Annotated in this window: 16 protein-coding genes; 8 read left to right on the top strand and 8 right to left on the bottom strand. The window is 49.2% G+C overall.

Annotated features, from left to right (window positions below; translation table 11 throughout):
* Positions 1-67: 67 nt before the first annotated feature.
* The 6 genes from JUF13_RS10365 to JUF13_RS10340 form a co-directional block, all read right to left on the bottom strand.
* The gene (locus tag JUF13_RS10365) at positions 68-1,867 is read right to left on the bottom strand and encodes an oleate hydratase (protein ID WP_203639627.1); all 1,800 of its coding nucleotides are present in this window, start codon (positions 1,865-1,867) and stop codon (positions 68-70) included.
* Between the two features lie 121 nt (positions 1,868-1,988).
* Entirely contained in the window at positions 1,989-2,543 is a 555-nt protein-coding gene (locus JUF13_RS10360) for a TetR-like C-terminal domain-containing protein (RefSeq protein WP_203639626.1), read from the bottom strand.
* 374 nt (positions 2,544-2,917) lie between these two features.
* Positions 2,918-3,562 carry a hypothetical protein gene (locus JUF13_RS10355; RefSeq protein ID WP_225893687.1) on the bottom strand — a complete coding sequence of 215 codons (645 nt, stop codon included), beginning with the start codon at positions 3,560-3,562 and terminating at the stop codon, positions 2,918-2,920.
* An 11-nt stretch (positions 3,563-3,573) separates the two neighbouring features.
* On the bottom strand, positions 3,574-3,996 hold the full coding sequence (locus JUF13_RS10350; RefSeq protein ID WP_203639625.1) for a hypothetical protein: 423 nt from the start codon (positions 3,994-3,996) through the stop codon (positions 3,574-3,576).
* A gap of 131 nt (positions 3,997-4,127) precedes the next feature.
* On the bottom strand, positions 4,128-5,141 hold the full coding sequence (gene lplA / locus JUF13_RS10345) for a lipoate--protein ligase (protein WP_203639624.1): 1,014 nt from the start codon (positions 5,139-5,141) through the stop codon (positions 4,128-4,130).
* A gap of 675 nt (positions 5,142-5,816) precedes the next feature.
* Complete coding sequence (locus JUF13_RS10340) at positions 5,817-6,281, bottom strand: Rrf2 family transcriptional regulator (RefSeq protein ID WP_125765229.1); 465 nt, start codon at positions 6,279-6,281, stop codon at positions 5,817-5,819.
* Positions 6,282-6,722: 441 nt separating this feature from the next.
* Here JUF13_RS10340 and JUF13_RS10335 point away from each other — a divergent pair, with 441 nt between their 5' ends.
* From JUF13_RS10335 to JUF13_RS10315, 5 genes are all read left to right on the top strand, one after another.
* Complete coding sequence (locus tag JUF13_RS10335) at positions 6,723-7,736, top strand: ABC transporter ATP-binding protein (protein WP_203639623.1); 1,014 nt, start codon at positions 6,723-6,725, stop codon at positions 7,734-7,736.
* A complete protein-coding gene (locus JUF13_RS10330; protein ID WP_125765230.1) occupies positions 7,733-8,707 on the top strand; it encodes an ATP-binding cassette domain-containing protein in 975 nt (324 codons plus the stop codon). Before JUF13_RS10335 ends, JUF13_RS10330 begins: the two co-directional genes overlap by 4 nt.
* Entirely contained in the window at positions 8,707-9,672 is a 966-nt protein-coding gene (locus tag JUF13_RS10325; protein WP_125765231.1) for an ABC transporter permease, read from the top strand. Before JUF13_RS10330 ends, JUF13_RS10325 begins: the two co-directional genes overlap by 1 nt.
* Positions 9,673-9,686: 14 nt before the next feature.
* Positions 9,687-10,637: an ABC transporter permease gene (locus JUF13_RS10320; RefSeq protein ID WP_203639622.1), complete on the top strand. Its 951-nt coding sequence runs from the start codon at positions 9,687-9,689 to the stop codon at positions 10,635-10,637.
* Between the two features lie 139 nt (positions 10,638-10,776).
* Entirely contained in the window at positions 10,777-12,585 is a 1,809-nt protein-coding gene (locus JUF13_RS10315) for an oligopeptide ABC transporter substrate-binding protein (protein WP_203639621.1), read from the top strand.
* A 19-nt stretch (positions 12,586-12,604) separates the two neighbouring features.
* Here JUF13_RS10315 and JUF13_RS10310 read toward each other — a convergent pair whose 3' ends face one another.
* Entirely contained in the window at positions 12,605-13,282 is a 678-nt protein-coding gene (locus JUF13_RS10310; protein WP_203639620.1) for a hypothetical protein, read from the bottom strand.
* Between the two features lie 419 nt (positions 13,283-13,701).
* Here JUF13_RS10310 and JUF13_RS10305 point away from each other — a divergent pair, with 419 nt between their 5' ends.
* From JUF13_RS10305 to JUF13_RS10295, 3 genes are all read left to right on the top strand, one after another.
* Complete coding sequence (locus JUF13_RS10305) at positions 13,702-14,670, top strand: cation diffusion facilitator family transporter (protein ID WP_203639619.1); 969 nt, start codon at positions 13,702-13,704, stop codon at positions 14,668-14,670.
* A 166-nt stretch (positions 14,671-14,836) separates the two neighbouring features.
* Positions 14,837-15,292 (top strand): universal stress protein, encoded by a 456-nt coding sequence (locus tag JUF13_RS10300; RefSeq protein ID WP_125765236.1) that lies wholly within the window; start codon positions 14,837-14,839, stop codon positions 15,290-15,292.
* Between the two features lie 63 nt (positions 15,293-15,355).
* The gene (locus JUF13_RS10295; RefSeq protein WP_203639618.1) at positions 15,356-16,246 is read left to right on the top strand and encodes an RluA family pseudouridine synthase; all 891 of its coding nucleotides are present in this window, start codon (positions 15,356-15,358) and stop codon (positions 16,244-16,246) included.
* Positions 16,247-16,740: 494 nt separating this feature from the next.
* Here the strand turns inward: JUF13_RS10295 and JUF13_RS10290 are convergent, their stop codons facing one another.
* Positions 16,741-17,481 carry a glucose 1-dehydrogenase gene (locus JUF13_RS10290; RefSeq protein ID WP_203639617.1) on the bottom strand — a complete coding sequence of 247 codons (741 nt, stop codon included), beginning with the start codon at positions 17,479-17,481 and terminating at the stop codon, positions 16,741-16,743.
* Between the last annotated feature and the right edge of the window lie 389 nt (positions 17,482-17,870).

Here is a 17,870-nt window from a genome sequence, read left to right as displayed (position 1 = left end):
AAAAAAGCCGCCCACAAGGGACGACTTTCAGGTAGGGCCGTACAGCATCTACAGCGGAGGTGTATGGTTACTTACTGTGCGGGGCCTTGGGATGCAACACTGCAGCCTTTTGAGGGATGGTTTGGTCGCGACCCAGGTACATCTGATAGTACGGTGGGACGGCGTTGACCAGCTTCAACAGCTTGGCCGTCAGTGCTGGTAACTGGGTAGGATCAACCTGTGGCAAATCAGCGGCGGTCACGTCACCGGTGATGCCTTGGAACCGCTTGATCCGTTGCAACAGGTAGCGGACGTCGTAACGTGATGGGTTGACCTCGATTGGCCGTTTGTCAAAGTTAAGCAGCTTGTAAACGGCTTCTAACCCGGTCCGAACGGAGGTTTCAACCGTGAAGACCACGTCATCGTCAATTTCCACGAACTGCCCGAGCAGGCCGAGGTTGGTGCAGCCTGCTGGGACGCCCAGTGGCCGGTCGCCGGCTTGCCGTGGCATGAACTGACTGGTACAGTACGGCATCATGGTCGTTGACATGTAGGTGTGGGCCAGTACCTCGTCCTTGATGTCTAACATGCCCAAGTGGTACAGCAGTTCCGTCAAAATTTCATCACCGGTGCAGTCCCACATGCGTTTCTTAATATAATTCCCTTCATTTTCGCCGTACAGGCCGTAACCCCAACCAACCTCTTCATCGTCGGCTTGGTATGGGAAGAATGGCTTGTGGTGAATTTCAAAGGAAAGATCCCAGTTGGAATCCTTGAACGTCATGAGGCCACCGGTCCCGGCTGGACTGCCAGAGAGTTCCTCGATGCGCTTGAAGAATTCCGGATAGTTCTTGACCGTTGGGAAGAAGGAAATCCACTTGGTCTTGTCGATCTGTCCCAGGAACTTCTCGGGATGACCAAACTTGGCGTCCTTCTTGGCCAAGTTCTGCCAGATGGTAAACGTCCCCATATCCTGCGTATCGCGGTTGGTTTCGGCCACCGTGTGATTGTCGCCAAAGGTACTGTTTTCACTGATGGACCCCGTGGTGACGAAGACTAGGTCCTGGCGTTGCACGTCAACGTTGGCAGCGCTACCATTTTGAGTCGCAATAATTTCATCGACCGTGTTGTTGGCATCGGAGAATCCCAGGTCGGTCACGTTGAAGTTGTTTTCAAAGTGGACCCCCTGGTCAATCAGCCAGCGTTCGATCGGTAAAATAATGGCATCGTATTCGTTATATTTGGTGTGGACGAACCCTTCCAGGTATTCGTGCCGGGAAATGAAGGTGAACCGTTGCCAGTAACGCCGGCATTCAATGGCACTGTGGTAGTGCTTGAAGGCCAATTGGCTGTGGAAGCAGGTCCAGAAATTGGTTTTAAAGAAATCCTTGTCGAAAAATTCATCGATCCGTTTGTTGGCCAATTCTTCTTCCGTGGAATTGATAATCGTTTCCATGGCGGCCGCGTATTCGGGTTTCATTTTATAATCATGGTAATGACTGTCGATCTCACCCTGGTTCACGATGACCCGCGCCTCGCTGTGAATGGGTTCATCGCGGTTGAAGTCGACCACGTCATCTAACACCGTGCGCCCGGGATTCTCGAGTGAGGGAATCTTGCTGCACAGGTACCACAAACATTCCATGTAGGGTTCCAGCTCCCGTTCGGCCCGACACAGATAACCTTGATTGCCCTTGGTGCCGTCCATGGAGCCGCCCATCACTGGCTTCTTTTCATAAATGGTGACGTTGCGGGCAGGCATCTGCGCGTCGTCAATAAGAAAGACCGCGGTGGCTAACCCAGCAATCCCACCACCAACAATGTTGGCCCGCCGGTCGTCGATGCCAGCGGGTTTGAGTGGATGATACATCGTCTGATAGATATTCATGAAGATGACCTTCTTTGTTTGGGATTAGGTGCTTGTCTTTAAGATAAGGCCCGCCCGCCAACAAGACAATTGACAAAAAAAGAGAACCGTCAAAATTTTGACAGCTCCCCGATTTTGTCAATTACTCGGCATAGTTCTGTAACGCCTTCTGAAAATCCCCCTGCACCAACACGCCAGTCTGTTCGACGATGTCGGCTGGGTCCTCCCGCATGCCATCCTTGACCCACTCGAAAATGAGTGCGATAAAGGCCAAGCTATAGAAATGCGCGATGAAATCCTTGTGCTTCTGAGCGACCCGCATCCCCGCCGCCTGGCGCTCGACCACGGCGATGATGTACTGGTACAGCACCGTATATATGTATTTTTCTAAAAGGTCGCGGTAGGCTGACTCGTAGGTGTTCTGCACGAGATATCGGTTCTCTTTAATCGCGGTCATCACGTTACAGAACCCCTGTTGCCAGTTGTCATAGTCCGCCACATTTTGCAGTGACTCGGCGGTCGCCTGCTTAGCGGTCCACTCAACCAACTCGTAAATGTCGCTGAAGTGGTTGTAGAAGGTCTGCCGCGTCAGGTCACAGGCCGTCACGATGGATTTGATGGTAATCTTATCAACCGGCGTTGTCCGGAGCTGCGTCAACAGTGCCGCCGACAATTCTTGTTTGGTATTTTTTGCCATATGTCAGTGCCCCTCACCAATGTGCTGGGCTAAGTATAGCAAGCCCCCCTTAACGAATTCAAGGGGGAAGTCACTAACTGAGCAGAATGGTCTGTAACCCTAAGCTCTGTGCCTCGCAAATTCAGCGCAAAAAAACGCCCAACCAGTACAAGACTGATTGGACGTTTTTCACACAGCGTTCGGTCTCCCGAACGGATCCGTCTCGGAATCCACATTCCCTCAAGATCAGACACGTCACAATACGGTGACATATGTGCCCTGCTGACAAATTCACCTAGCCGCTTGTGCGGACGCTCCTTGCAAGCAAGGGACGCGTGATTTCTCGACTCATCGCATAGAAGCTATATTAGCACACTTAGTCGCAAAAGACAAGGCTACTTCTTTGTCGTCGTCTTCCGGGTCGTTGCCCGTTTCGTCGTAGTCCGCTTGGTTGCGGGCTTCTTGGCAGCGGTCGTGCGCTTCGTGGTTGTCTTGCGTGTCGTCTTCTTAGCAGCTGTTTTTTTAGTCGCCAGTTTCTTAGTTGCCGGTTTAGTGACGTCCGCATTCGGTACGTCGGTAGCGGCTTCGTTGGTCGCCGCTGCCTGGAGCTTTTCAATCTGAAGACCTAACCAGTCGTGGAGGCTTTGGTCAGCGACCTTGGCCTGATCCACGTAAGTCGTCGCAGGTGCCAAAGCGTCGATACGCAACCCAGAAACGTTGATATCTGGTGTTTCGATAACGGCGTACACGTTCAGCTCAGCCTCATCCGTGGTTTCCATAATTTTACCAATCGTTTTGCTATCCTGCATCGGCAGATTGATGACACTCATCTCCAGACGCACAGAAACGTCCGTGTCAGTCACGTTGAGCGTGGCTTGGGCCAGTTGATCCTGACCAATTTGTTCACGGATGAAGGCCGCTAAGGGTGCCATGAGGCCATCCGGATCCTTGAAAAAGTCTTTTTCGGTGGTGTCCGCCGTGAAATGTTGAATTTCATCGGCTGCGACCGCGTCAATAAATGCTTGAATTTCTCGTTTCATGCCTTACACCTCTATTTTTTCGCAGCGAATCGCTTGGCGTCCGCAATTTTTTGTTGCCGGAGCCGTAACCGTAATGCCAGGACCAGCCAGTAGCCGTTGGCGACAATCAATGCCAAGCCAAACGCTGACATCAACATCTTGATCATGATGCTGGCGCTGCTGTCCGTCCACATGTTAATGATCACACTAACCGGTGACAACGTGTACAGCGCGATGACCAACCCCATGAAGTAGAAGGATGGCTTCCAGTTCAAAGCCGCCAACACGATTGGCACAGCGTAAAGTACGAACGCAATCAGCGTTGTGTGCCAAAACTCCGCCATGGTCATCTGTACGTTGGGCGAGTCAACGAAGGGCCGGGACATTAGAAAATTTAAAGCAATAAAGCCGACCATGGAAATAATGGCCCAGGCAATCACGTTACGATCTTTCATTTTAAAATAAACTCCTCAATAAATTCCTAAAATAAAAGACGCAGTCAAACCGACCACGTCTTAGTCAATTCCATTCTATTCTAACTTATTCCCGGCGGAAAATCAGCTAATCGCCGAAAACTAACGGGAATCTAATCAACCAGCAAGTCCAAAACATCTTTGGTATCAATCCCATTGAAGTAGAGTTGCGTGTTAACGCTGTTCAAAACCTGTCCGACGTTTTCACGGTCGTAACGGACGCCGGCTAACTTGTCAGCCAATTCCGTTGCGTCAGAAGGACCGAAGAAGTCACCGTAGAACTTGATGTTCTTGATCTTCCCGTTTTCAACTAACAAGCGAGCATCAATCGTGCCGGCCGTAAAGTGTTGACGCTTCTTAACCGTGAATTCTGGGGAGTTGCCGTAAACCCAATCCCAGTTGCTGTAGTAGTCTTTGTAAATCTTTTCGATGGCAGCCTTTTCGCTGTCTTCGATAACAACTTCTTTGTCTTTAATGGCATCCAGGCTATCCACGTGGAACAGTTCCTTTAATAAGGTATCGCGGAATTCTGGGACCGTTAAGTTTTGATATTCAGGGGCTAAGTAAGGCTTTAAGTTCGTGACCCGTGAACGGACGGACTTGATTCCCTTAGACTTCATCTTGTCAGCTGGGACGTTCAAGGCATGTGCAATCACATCTTGGTCCACGTCCAGCATCAAGGTACCATGGGAGAAGGTCTTGCCGCTGTGCGAGTACATCGCGTTACCGGAGAACTTCTTGCCGTCGACTAAAATGTCATTCCGGCCAGAAACTTCGGTAGTCGTGGCGCCCATTTCATGTAAAGCATCGACGACGGGTTGAACGAAGGACTTGAAGTCCCCGAATTCTTCGCTATCGCTATCAACCACGAAGCTAAAGCAAAGGTTCCCGAGGTCTTGGTAGACAGCACCGCCACCCGATAACCGACGGGTAACCGTGATGTTGTTTTCCTCAACGTACTTTTGGTTGATCTCTTCCAGTGTATTTTGGTTACGACCAACGATGATGCAAGGTCCTTCATAGTAGAACAAAACTAACGGTTCATCGAACTTTTTGTTGTTCATCAAGTATTGTTCCGTTGCTAAATTCTGACGAATATCGTGTGATTTCATGGCATACCAATACATAACCTAAAAACCCCTTTCAAATTAACCAACCCGGACCAGTCCCATACGGTAACTTTTCCGGTTACTTTAAATCATAGCACGAGTTGTAACCGATTACAATTTAGCTTACAAAGTGGAAAGGATTTTTGAAAATTTGTCGTTAGTTGCGGTGATAAATCCTGATTGGCCGGGAATTTCACGAACTTTTTTCGGTGACATTGGGTTGGTGAAAGATGGTTGGTTGAGATTTCTGGCTGTGTTTGGTTGGTTCTCGCCATTCCGTTCCCAAACTGACAGCCTCCGAAACGTGTTCCACCAACCAGGTCCCTGCGCTTAGAAAGGCCCGGAACTCCTGCCCTGCTTGATGGTCATTGACTGCATTTGCTTAGTGCGTTTGACTGGCTCTCGCCTCTATATCCCTAATCTGGCAGCCTTCGAAACGTGTTCCGCAGGGCAGCTGGTTCCGCTTAACACCGTAACGAAAACGACCCAAGTTCGGGGTCATTCCCGTTACGCCGTTAATGCTCGCCAGCTAACCGCCCTGCTCCACACTCTTATACTAAAAAAATCGTCCAGGTTCACCCCGGGCGATTTCCGACGACATTAATGGTGGCCGTGGCCGCCATTCCTTATCTACATCTGTATTATACCTGCTTTGCTTACCAAAAGGCAGCAATCTGCTTGCTAATTAAAGCCCTAGTCGTGGTTAATCAGCTTGCGGAAGAAACCGTGCTGATGAAGGTCTTCCTTCAGGTCGGTCATCGTAAATTGATGATAAAATTTGCGATAATCTTCGTCAGCCAGCGTAAACAAGTCCGTCAAAGTTTGCGAAATGTTCGCAGAGATATCCGTATTGTCACTGGCCTTCGTCCCCTTGGAGTCACCCGTAATAAACCGCGCATAGCTGATAGTCGGCGGAATCGTCAGATCGTACAGCTCACCCACGTTGATTTCGGCAAGATCACGAATCAGTTGATACCCCCCGTTCTTACCAACAGAGCCCTCAATGTAGCCCTGCTTGTGCAAAACGGACAGGATATTTCGAATCATGACCGCATTCAGTTGTAAGGATGTTGCCAACTCCCGGCTCGCAATTTTTCGGGGACGATTTTCGTCCAGGTAAAGCAAGCTGTGGACTGCAACAGAAAAGTCTAATCTCATCGTTCAGCCATCGCTTTCAAAAATTCTGTAGTTATTACTGGTATCATACCACACCTTGTGAAGTGGTTTGAAGGTATAAACCAAATTGCTAAGAACTTTCTCATTCAGAATATACATGCATATTTTTTCAATTGAGTGTATAGGTTAATCCTATTAATTAATGGTTTGGTAGGCAGATTATCCAACTATTTGGTTTTAGGTTAAATTTTTTATCATTTTATAAATAGTCTGCGATGATTGATATAGCAAAGTTTGTGAGGATTCTATGAAGATTTCATGGCCGGATTATTTAAATTTGGGGTTGTAAATGAGAATTTGATTAACTATAATCAAACACAATTATTGTTAAGGACCGAATTGAATACGAAAAGAAGTTTATTCACCGGGCTTTATTCAAAAATGAGAGATATATTAGAATCACTACATTGGGGAGGGATTTCCGTGGAAACCGCATCAAACTTTTTGAACATCAAAGACGTCAGCACGGCTTTCAAGATTAATGGCCAATTCTACGACGCCATCTCCCACATTAACCTCCAAGTCCACCATGACGAGATTCTCGCCATCGTTGGTGAATCAGGTTGTGGCAAAAGTACGTTAGCCACCACGATCATGGGTCTGCATGACCCAGCCGAAACAAAAATTTCCGGCGAAATTGATTTTGAAGGTACCAACCTTCTTAACCTCGATGATGATGGGTACAACGACTTCCGAGGCGCTAAGATTGGGATGATCTTCCAAGACCCATTATCCGCTTTGAATCCACTGAAGCGCATTGAAGATCAAATTAGTGAAGTTATGGATTACCATACTTCCTTATCTAAGGAAGAAAAGCACGAACGCGTTTTACAACTACTCGATGAAGTTGGGATTGTGAACCCCAAGCGGACTGCTCATCAATTTCCTCATGAACTTTCCGGTGGGATGCGGCAACGGGTCATCATCGCGATTGCTATTGCCTGCAAGCCAGACTTAATCATTGCCGACGAACCCACAACTGCCTTAGACGTGACCATTCAAGCACAGATTCTGGATGTTCTCCGCGATATTCAAAAAGAAAACCACGCGGGCATCATCCTCATCACTCATGACTTGGGTGTCGTGGCTGAAACGGCCGACAGAGTCGCTGTGATGTACGCGGGCCAGATCGTTGAAGAAGGCACCGCGGAACAAGTCTTCAACACGCCGGAGCATCCCTACACGCGTTCTCTCTTGCGGTCAATGCCTCAGCGAGACAACGAAAACGATGACCTCTACGTCATCAAAGGTAACGTCCCTTCCCTTCAGAAGATGCCTAGCACCGGCGACCGGTTTGCCCCACGGATTCCTTGGGTGCCAGCCAGTGCCCATGAAGAAAATCCTAGCATGCATGAAGTTGCACCGGGCCACGAAGTTCGTTGCACCTGCTACAAAGAATTTTCATTTCCAGATGAGAAGGGGAGCGTGACCGTATGAGCTTAATTGAAATCAAAGATCTGAAAGTCCACTACCCGATTCGGACTGGCTTCTGGAACCGCATTACCGATTCCGTCCGGGCCGTTGATGGCATCACCTTCAACATTGAAGCCGGGGAAACTTACGGTTTGGTTGGTGAATCTGGTTCCGGCAAATCAACGACTGGTAAATCAGTCGTTGGCCTGGAAAAAGTCACGAGTGGTTCCATTATGTACAAGGGCGTCGACATCACCAAGAAAGCCAATCGCACCAAGTTGGACTACAACCAAGACGTCCAAATGATTTTCCAAGATTCCCTTTCCAGTTTGAATCCCCGGAAACGAATTGAAGATATCATCGCTGAACCGCTCCGTAACTTCGAGCACCTCAGTAAGGATGATGAAAAATTACGCGTTCTTCAACTCCTTGATATTGTTGGACTGGATGCCGATGCGCTGTACAAGTACCCTCACCAATTCTCTGGTGGGCAACGGCAACGGATCGGGGTTGCCCGGGCCGTCGCCACGAACCCGAAGTTAATCATCGCTGACGAACCTGTTTCAGCTTTGGACCTTTCCGTTCAAGCACAGGTTTTAAACTTTATGAAAAAGATTCAACGTGAATTTGGGATTTCCTACCTGTTTATCTCCCATGACTTGGGGGTTGTTCGGCACATGTGTAATAACATTGCCATCATGAACCGCGGTCGCTTAGTTGAAATTGGCACGCGAGAGGATATCTACAACCACCCGTTACATATCTACACGAAACGGCTACTGGCTGCCATCCCCGAAACGAACGTTAACCAACGGGCGGCTCACCGAGCTTCCCGGCTGGCCGTTGAAAAAATCTACCAAGAACAGCAAAGCAAATACTATGACGAAAACGGTGAAGCCTTCCCGTTGATTCAGGTCAGCCCCACCCACGCGGTGGCCTTACCTGAAAACATCGCCAAACAACTTGCCAGCCAGGAAGGGGAGGTGCAGGCCTAATGTGGAAAACAATTCTCCGTCGTTTCTTAATTATGATTCCAGAAGTCATTATCCTAAGTATCCTGGTCTTCCTCCTCGCTAAGGCGATGCCTGGTGACCCATTTACCGGGTCGATCAACCCTAAGGCTGACCCCCAACAGATTCACCATTTGATGAAGATCAATGGGTTGTATGACCCTTGGTACCAACAATATTGGCAATGGGTCGTCCACTTGTTCCACGGTAATTTAGGGAACAGTTATCAATACCAAGAACCCGTAACCCGTTTAATTGCTGGCCGGGCCGGTAACACCTTGTGGTTGGCCCTCTTCACCATGATTTTAACTTACGCATTCGCCTTACCAATGGGTGTCTTCGCCGGTCGGCATGAAGGTAAATTACCTGATACCATCATCCGGGTCTACACCTACGTGACCTACTGCATCCCCTTCTTCGTTATCTTAGTTATTGGGATTTGGATCTTCGGTTACGTCTTTGGTTGGTTCCCAACGACTGGGTCAATCTCGGCCGAAGCAAGTGGGAGTGGCTGGCTACAAACAATTGGTAGTCGGTTCTACCACATTCTCTTGCCAGGTATCTTAGGGGCCTTGTTCGGGACGGTTAACATCGTCCAGTACTTGCGTTCCGAAGTGATTGACGCTAAGGGCTCTGACTACGTGCGGACTGCGCGTTCTAAAGGGGTTCCTAGCAAGGATATCTACCGTCACCACATCTTCAGAAATTCCCTGTTACCTATCGCCGCGTTCGCCGGCTACTCCATCACTGGGTTACTGAACGGTTCCATCTTTACCGAAACCGTCTTCTCTTACCCTGGGATGGGCCTGTTGTTCGTGAACTCGATTAGTTACCGGGACTACACGGTTATCACCGCGTTGGTCCTCATTTACGGGATTTTGAACTTAATTGGGACGTTGTTGTCAGACATTATCTTGAGTATTGTCGATCCACGAATTCGGATTGAATAAGGAGGCTAAACAGAATGGCAGAAAATTTCGAACAACACTCAGACGTTTCCGCAGCTGATTTGGCCCGTTTAACACAGGAAGCGCAGGCTGAAGCCACACCTTTCACGGCTAAAATTATTTGGAGCGAATTCAAGGCCGACAAACCGGCTATGGCTGCACTCTTCATTATTGTTGGTTTTATTCTCTTCGTTATGATTGGGGCCTTATTTATCAACACCCCTAAAATGATGGAGACAAACATCATGGGTTACTTCAACCAGCCGTTTACACCGGAATACTGGTTGGGCGCTGACTCTGGTGGTCGTTCCGTTGCCAAGCAGTTGATTGTGGGCTCCCGTAACTCTATCGGGATTGCCATTGGGTTGACCGTTATCTCCTCCACCTTTGGGATTTGCTGGGGCTTGATTTCCGGTTACTTCAACGGCTACATCGACTGGGGCATGCAACGGGTTTACGACTTCATGATGATGTTACCCATGACCATGATGATCATTGTTCTGGTAACCATCATCCCCCACTACAACTCCGTCACTTTGACACTGATCTTCTCCATCTTCTACTGGGAAGGCACGTCACGGCTGATTCGTTCACGGACCTTAGCCGAATCGGAAAAGGATTACGTCTCTGCTTCCAGAACTTCTGGGACCAATCACTGGAAGATTATCTTCCGCGAAATCATGCCGAACATTTCGTCATTGATTATCGTTGACTGTACGTTATCCTTCGCCGAAAACATCGGGGTTGAAACAGGGCTTTCCTACCTGGGCTTCGGACTGCCAAGTCAGACGCCTTCCCTAGGGACTATGATTGCTAACGCTAACGACCCTAACAACATCACCCAATACTGGTGGACTTGGTTACCCGCTGCGTTAGAAATCATCATTCTTTGTTTATCAATTAGCTACGTCGGTCAAGTTCTTCGTCGTGCTGCGGATGCTTCGCAACGACAAGGAGCCGCCGACTAGATGAAATTTAACCCATTTGAGGAGATGGTGCCACTCAATGTCACACGTTCATCTGTTGCGTTACCGCTTTACCGATTGATTCTGAGGGGAACCAATTGGCGTTAAAATGAGGATTTTAAAAACAAGGGGGAAACATAGCATGGATAAGAAAAAACTCGCATTGTCAGCGATGGCAGTCTTAGCGACTGTTAGCCTCGCTGCATGTTCCAGCAACAAGAGTTCATCCAGCAAGAGCGGGACGACTGCTTCTGTTAAGCTCTCACCAGCTTATAACAACACGAAAGCAACCGACAAGACCGCTACGAAGAACAGTACATTGAAGGTCGCAGAACCAAACGACTCACCATTCCAAGGGATCTCTGATTCCGTTTTAGCTACCAACTCTGAAGATGCAGACGTCTTCGCACCTGGTGGTTCCGACAGCCTTTGGAAAGTTGACAAGAACTACAAGATTGTTGATGGTGGGCTGGCTAACCAAAAGATCAACCGGAAAGCTAAGACTGTCACGATTACGTTACGGAGCGATGCTAAGTGGTCTAACGGTTCCAAGGTTACCGCTAAGGATATTGAGTACGCCTACGAAGTTATCGCTAACCCAAAGACGACTTCTCAACAATACTCTGCTGACTTCAACCACATCAAAGGGATGGCTGCCTACCATACTGGTAAGTCCAAGACCATTTCTGGGATCACCTATCCCGATGGTCAAAAGGGCCGGACTGCTGTCATTCACCTAGACAGCGTGACCCCTGCCATGAAGTACTCTGGGAACTCCTTCATCTGGAGTACCGTTGAACCTTACGAATACATCAAGAACGTCCCAATTGCTAAATTAGCTTCCTCCAGCCAAGTCCGGAAGGCCCCAATCTTCACGGGTGCTTACAAGCTGGATAAGGTCGTTGAAGGTGAATCAACCACTTGGTCACCAAACAAGTACTACTACGGCAAGACGCCACAAATCAAGCACATCAGCATCAACGTGGTTTCTTCTAACAACATCGACAAGGCCATCCAATCTGGCAAGTACGACTTCACCGTTCCTGGTTCCGTTATGCATGGGACCGACTACAAGCAATTGAAGAACACGAAGAACTACAAGTTAGTTGGTCAACCTGCTCTTTCCTACGATTACTTTGGTTTCAACGTTGGTCACTACGACACGAAGTCCCAAAAGAACGTCATGGACAAGAACAGCAAGATGGCTAACAAGAGCTTACGTCAAGCTATGATGTACGCCTTGAACTTGGATGCCGTTACGAAGAAGTTTGGTTACGGGGTTACTTGGCGTGCCAACACCCTGATTCCACCAATCTTCGATAAGTACTACGACGCTAGTGCCAAGGGTTACCCACTGAACATCAAGAAAGCTAACAAGTTACTGACTGACGCTGGTTACAAGAAGCGTAACGGTAGCAAGTGGCGTTCAGATCCTAATGGCAAGAAGTTAACCATCTACTTCGGTGCCATGACTGGGACCTCAGCTCAAGCTGCTGAATACCAAGACTACCTGCAACAATGGCACAAGGTTGGCTTGGATGTACAATTCACTGGTGGTAAGACGATGGAAATGAACAGCTTCTACTCTACGTTACAATCACCAAAGCAAAGCAAGATTGACGTTTACGCCGCTGCTTGGGGCTTATCATCAGAACCTACCCCTACACAACTGTACGGCGAAGACGCAACCTACAACATGGGTCACTTCGTTTCCAAGAAGAACACTGAACTCATGAACAAGATGAACAACAATAAGGCTTGGAACGATGCTTACCGGACCAAGGCCTTCAAGGACTGGCAAGAATACATGAACGACCAAGCCGCCGTTGCTCCTGGTTCCTTCTCTTACAACTGGGGTCCAGTGAACAAGCGGGTTAAGGGCTTTGACATGAGTCCTAAGAACAACGAGTTCTGGAGCAGTTTGAGTTTGACTTCTTCAAGCTTAAAGTAATCTTCTAGAATCAGTTGGGCTATTCGCTCAGATGAACCGTCGAATCTTTCGGGATTCGGCGGTTTTTGTGTGTCACCAGATACAGGTAGACCGCCACTAGGCTACCCGTTCCCGCAATTGTCAGGAACGGCAGCATCACCATAAACTCCATGGCAAAGACGCCCGAATAGCTCCACGGCACTGCCGTCAAGGAGAGAATACCGTGAGTGATTAGCCCCAGAACCGGAACAATACACGGAACAATGCTAGGTAACCGACGAAAATACAGCCCCACAATCAGCTGCAGCGTCCCGACACTCACTAGGAGTAACCAGATAACGCCCAGTCCCTGTAACGCCGTGGCTCCGCCATACGCCAGAGCTGTCATCGTTGCGGTGTCTACCGTCAATGGATTCGTCCAGGGTAATTGCAGCAATAGAAATAACCCACCGCCCAGCAAGACCAAATAGCCAGCACTGATCAGTGCGACCAAGCTTAAGCGTGTCATCGGTAACAACGAGGCTTCCCGGTTACTGAGCGTCGTACTCAAAATCAAGCCAGGCAACATCACTGCCAACGTATCCAAGCCACCCAAGGCCGCCATATGATACTTAAGCTGGAAACCCGCTGCCACTAGCGTCAGTAGTAAAGCCGTCACCAAAACCCATAGTCGTAGATAGTGCTGTCCCGTGTACTGCCATATTTCTCTTCTCAGCATCCCTGCATCCCCTTTTTACTTGCGTCGGTGGCGAAACTGCCAGACCATGCCACTCAGAAAAATCAGCACCAGGCCGACCTTCACAAAGGTCCAAATCGCGTCGGTCCACGCTAATTCTGATCCTCCTGTCATCGGTCATTCCCCCTCAATTTCTTATCTCTTTATAGGTGCGACTATACGTGATTCACTCTCGTTTGCCAAGGGCTGAAAGCTTGTTCTGCCAGCGTTTATAACGATTATTGTACTTAATGAAGACCGCTAACCTTATCTTTAGCTACTTAAAATCAGGTGACTTCACTTGTCCCCATATTTATTTCGTTATCATTGGTTTGACGACTTCCCTAACGACCTGGTTTTACTTGCCTCAACACCTATTTTGGACGATACTAAGCGCCAATTTCAATGAGAAGGTGATTGCCATGAATGCCATTCACTCCCCCGGCTGGGAACAGGTCCAACAAGCAGCCGTCACCAATCTCCGACGGGCCCACCATCACCTCTGGACAAACGTTGCCGCCTACCTGGGACTCTTCTTGGTGGAATATTTTTGCGCCCAGATTGGCCACTCTCAGGTCTTACGAGCCGATGCCTTCAATAACCTGTCTGGAATTTTTTCGACCGGCTTGTTAATGACTGGCCTGTACATTGCGGCCAAAACGGATGACGATGACATGTGGGGCGCCCCTATTTCTCCCGAAGAACAACACGCCATTGGCCCGCGCATTCAGCAGTCGCGCTTTCGTTTCGAAACCATCTATACGCTGATTGCGGGACTCGTGATGGTCGTAATCGCTGCGGGCGTCGTCTACCAGGCCACCATGGTTCTGATTCAACGACCGACCTATCACCTGGAAGCTGGCCTTACCGTTATGGGTGCGGGCATTTCTAGTCTGATTCTGTTTTTTCTCTGGGCGACCAATCACCATTGGGCCCGTGTGCTCAGTAATTCCGCCCTCGCAGCGGCCGCCCGTGATTCCTGGACCGACGCACTGACCAGTCTCGTGACGGTCCTGACGATTCTCGGTATCGCTTGGCTCCATGCCACCTGGATTGACGGCGTTGCCAGTCTAATTTTGGGTCTCTACATCCTGGGGACCGGTGTAAAAATTTTTCGCAACAGTACGCTGAACCTGGTCGATTACTTTGACCCCGCCTTGGAAAAGGCCTACCGCACCCAAATTGCCCAGCTGCCCGACGTCCAGTCCGTTGTCTTCCTCAAGGCCTACTACGATGGCAATTTAATCATGGTCAGCGTCACCATCGCCGTAAATCCTCGAATGACGGCGGCCACCATTTACGACTTGACCCGCAAAATTAACATTTTAATGAAACAGCGGTTTAACGTCGCCGCGACAGCATTGATGGTCATTCCGGCTAATCGACTCTAACGACCGGCTCCGTCAGATTTTTTTACTTTCTGCAAACGCGCCCACCCCACGGCCTTTTCATCACTTTTCAAATACATTTTCAGGAATAAAATGCTTACACTCTCGGCAATAAATGATATAGTTAAGGTAAAGTTTTAACATGACTCGTGAAGGGGTGGCATTCCATATGTTACAACAATACAAGAACATTCTGGTTCCCGTTGACGGTTCCAAGGCAACCCAACCAGTCTTAGAAAAAGCAATCGAAGTCGCTAAGCGCAACAAGACCCACTTAGACATTTTAAACGTGCTCGAAGTGAACCAATTTAGCGATACCTATGGCGGTGCCGTTAGTGGTGACGTCATCTACAAGCTTTCCCAAGACGTTCAGGATCGACTCGACGCCTTGAAGCAACAGGCGATTGATGCCGGTGTTCCCGACGTCAGCATTCACGTGCGGTTTGGGAATCCCAAGCCCGTTATTGCGCGGGAATTCCCTGCTGACCACAAGTCTGAATTGATTGTGATCGGTTCAACTGGTCTGACGGCCGTTGAACGCTTAATGGTCGGTTCCGTGACCAACTACGTCAGCCGTTCCGCAATCTGCGACGTGCTGATCGTCAAGCCTGAAAATATCAAGTAAATTTGACATCAACGTAAGGTCGGGACTGGTTCCCGACCTTATTTTTGTCGAAAGGAGTTTGCCATGCACTGGTCCTACGAAATTAACCTTCCCGCCACGCAACCCGCACAACCGCTACGAAAACTGCTGACGGCCTGGCTCTTGCCTAGTCACCTGGTCCACGACCTACGCATTCACCAACGCGTTTTGGTCAACGGCCTGTACCGCTCGATGAATCAGCTGGTAAGCGGTGGCGAGACCGTCACGCTGACGTTTGTGCCCACGGACTTTAAGGAGCCCTTCCCCGACGTGTGGCCCGACAGCGCCGCGACCGTTAGTGTGCTCTACGAAACGGCCGACCTCCTTGTCGTCAACAAGACTCGTGGCAGTAAGACCCATCCCAATTTACCCTGGGAACGCGGTACGACTCTGAACCACGTCGCCGCCTATTTGGGACCAGACGCACCCGGACCCTACATCCTCAGTCGGTTGGATCAGGAAACCACTGGCGCCCTCCTGATGACGAAGACGCCCGCCGTTGTGCCAATTATGGTGCGCAACATTGCTGAAAAACGGGTTCACCGAACCTACCTGGCCTGGGTACACGGTCAGCTGACTGGCAGCGGCACCTTCACGGCCCCCATTGGTCGCGACCCTGAGGATAAACGCAAACGCCTAGTTAACGGCGTTCATGCTCAGTCCGCGGTCACCCATTATGAAGTCCTCGAACACCGCGGCAACGCCACGCTCGTCAAGCTTTGGCTAGAAACCGGGCGAACCCACCAGCTACGCGTGCACCTCACCGCGGCGGGACATCCGCTGATTGGCGACCCCCTTTATGGCCCACCCAGCAAAGACCGCTTACGGCTTCACTGTTGGCGTTTGGGATTTCCCCAACCATTTACCCTCGATCAGGGGGAAACGACCGTAACGGCCCCCGTACCTGCTGATTTTGACCAATTTCACCAAGATTAGCGTTATCGTCAAAATTTGGACGATTTAGACGATTGTAGCCGTTAACCTTTTTTATTGTTATACTGAGATTAGTTGAGCGGCTTAGGGGGGATTCGATGCGTTGGCTACCACGCGTTTCTCTGATTATTTTATTGCTTCTATTAGCCATCTTATTGATCTGGGGAATTCTTAACCTACTTTAGCATCAAAAAAGTGTTACCGGACTATGCGGAGTCCAGTAACACTTTTAATTTGGGTTAGATTCCTGTACGACAGCGCCTCCAGGCTGGTGGAAATGGACCGGGACGCTGTGGGCGAACGCCCGGAGCCAAAGTACGGTCTCCGCGCTTACTTTGAGCCGCTCAAGCGTCTCAAAGATATCAATTGCCTAAGTGGCAAAGCCCGCCGCTAAGGCAATTCCCACGGCTGAGTCCATTTCCACCAGCCTTGCAGCTAACACTAGTTCTAACCCAACTAAACGCGCGGGTAACAACATGACCCGCCTTACACCAGTTTTATTGTGCTGTATACCCGCCATCGACGACGAATTCGGCTCCCGTTGAGAAGGAAGACTCGTCCGAGGCTAGGTACAGTGCCATATTGGCAATTTCATCGGCTTGGGCTAACCGCTTCATGGGGTGTAGATCTTCCAACGATTTCCGCATTTCTGGGTAGGCGTCGACCATTGGGGTGTGGACGTAGCCAGGGTGAATCGAGTTGACCCGAATAGCGTATCCTTTTTCTGCGCAGTAGAGGGCCGCGGATTTGTTTAACATCCGTACGCCACCCTTCGCTGCGTTGTAGGCAAATAGGTTAGAAATCCCAATCAATCCGGCAATGGATGACAGATTAATAATGGACCCGCCCTGAGCCTTCATGTGGGCAATGCCGTGCTTAACGCCAAACATGACGCCGTCTAAGTCAACCGAGAGAACGCGATGCCAATCAACTTCTTCAATTTCCTCGGCATTGTCAAAGTGTAAAATCCCCGCATTATTCATCAGGATATTGACCGCACCAAATTTTTCTTCCGCAGCGGCGAAAACGGGTTCCCAACCCGCTTCCTTGGCAACGTTCTGTTTCACAAAGATAGCTTGATCCTGACCGATTTCCTTTAAGGCGTCTTCACTGCCTTTATCGTCGATGTCCGTGATGACGACCTTGGCACCTTCACGCGCAAAGGCTTTCGCCGAAGCCAATCCAATTCCCTTGACGCCACCAGTAACAATCGCAACTTTACCTGCTAAACGAGCCATAACATTTCCTCTTCTCTTATATGATAAACTGCTTGAAACAGTCACAGTCTATAGCGAAAAGATTGGGTGTACTAGCGAAAACGCTTTATTCTTGATTGGATAGTGCCGTAAAAGGTGTGATTGTATTGGTAGTTTAATTACTTTCCCGCTTTGACGACTGGAAATTGCGGTTGATGCCAAGTCGTCACCAGTACTTTTGGCGTTTACTGAATTGGACTTTTATCGGTGTGGGCGATTTACTTTTTAGCTGTTTTGACTGGGTTTTTAGTTTTATATTTAGCCGATTAGTGTTCATAAGGTCAAGTCAATTGCCCCTGAATAAATTCAGAGGCTTGTCGCTCACGTGTCTGACGACACAGTAGTCCAACATGCCCATTGGCACTCCTACT

This window comes from Levilactobacillus wangkuiensis, from assembly GCF_016861605.1.
Lineage (GTDB): Bacteria > Bacillota > Bacilli > Lactobacillales > Lactobacillaceae > Levilactobacillus > Levilactobacillus wangkuiensis.
This window is presented reverse-complemented; position numbering and strand designations above follow the sequence as displayed.